Source organism: Peribacillus sp. P4_C12 (assembly GCF_056402095.1).
The window spans coordinates 1-1308 of the sequence record NZ_JBFUIB010000816.1 but is presented as its reverse complement, the minus strand read 5'-3'; the positions used below and the strand labels follow the sequence as shown (position 1 = coordinate 1308).

2 protein-coding genes are annotated in these 1308 nt (G+C 30.1%); one reads left to right on the top strand and one right to left on the bottom strand.

Annotated elements, in window-relative coordinates; translation table 11 throughout:
* The coding region (locus AC1DUW_RS29255) for a peptidoglycan-binding domain-containing protein (protein ID WP_477644243.1) at positions 1–231 on the bottom strand (231 nt) is incomplete at its 3' end.
* 488 nt (positions 232–719) lie between these two features.
* Between AC1DUW_RS29255 and AC1DUW_RS29250 the strand changes: the two genes are divergently transcribed.
* Positions 720–878 (top strand): helix-turn-helix domain-containing protein, encoded by a 159-nt coding sequence (locus AC1DUW_RS29250; RefSeq protein WP_083450916.1) that lies wholly within the window; start codon positions 720–722, stop codon positions 876–878.
* Positions 879–1308: the final 430 nt, after the last annotated feature.

The window sequence follows — 1308 nt, the reverse complement described above, 5'->3', positions numbered from 1 at the left end:
GTAGTGAAATTTTTGAAATTTCACTACTGAACTTTTCGTAACCGTCCCAAAATATGTAGTCGTGTTTTTACTAGTGAAGTATCCTTTTTTCTTCAGAACCCCTTGTAATTGTTTAACTTCGGTATGCGTCATTCCACTTTTCAACGTACGATCACCTAATGCAGCATTACTAACTAAAGGATTGGATAGCAACAAACCGGTCACAACACATGTAGCTATAATTTTTTTCATATTAAATATTTTCCCCCAGAGAATCACTTTTTTTAATTCTATCACTCATTCACGACACTTTTTTTTACAGTTTCATTACAAAATCATGCATATTTTGAGCTTAAATGACATAAACTATAAAATCTGGTAATATATTAGTAAATTATACTTACTGTCGAGAACGCCATCAGATTTTGAACAAACTATTTGGCTTTTTACCTTCTCTAACAACAATACCAAAATTCTAAAAGCCTCTCGCTGGCCCGTAAATAGCCTTTGCTTCCTTGAGCAAACGTTTCTTTTTACCATATAATTCAAATTAAAATAAACCTTACAAATATGATAATTTTATCTTATACATTTTTAAAGTTAAGATATAAAAAGATACGTTAAGTAATTAATAATGGTAGGACATAAGTAGGGCAGATCCTAAAAAAATTGAAAAAACAATTTGAATTAAGATCAGTTGACAGGGGTGAAATACTTTGCGTTTCAAGTAATTCTTATAAATAGCAAAAACTGGCTCAATTGCGTATACGGCTGAACGACTTTATGTATCTTCTTCAGGTATAAGTCTTGCGATAAGTAGTTTAGAGGAAGAACTGTATGTAAAGATATTTGAACGCACTAGAACTAGATTAGAGTCAACCGAAATCGGAAAAACCTAATCATAAAAGCACAGGAAAATTATAAGGATATATACAAATATCCAATTCATGCCAACTTAAATGATGATGATAGAAAAAATTTTCACACTCAATCATTTGGGAAATTTAGCAAACTTAACATTCTGATTCAATCACAAAATTCTGAAACAAAAAAATATTTTATTTCACAGTGATTTGCAATCGGATTTGAATCGGACTTAACTATCAAATCCGATTGATTTTATCAACGTGAAGATATTATAGTTAAGCCTGAATTAGGTATAGAATCGAAAGTGTCCTATTCGATTAAAAAGCCATTTTTTTCTGTTGCAGTGTTTAGAAAGAACTTCATGTTCAAGCTAATAATTTCAAAGAATAATATAAGACCAAAGATATATAGTTACATAAAAACTTTCAGGAGGTATTATCTAAACAAAAKAAGGGATTTCAC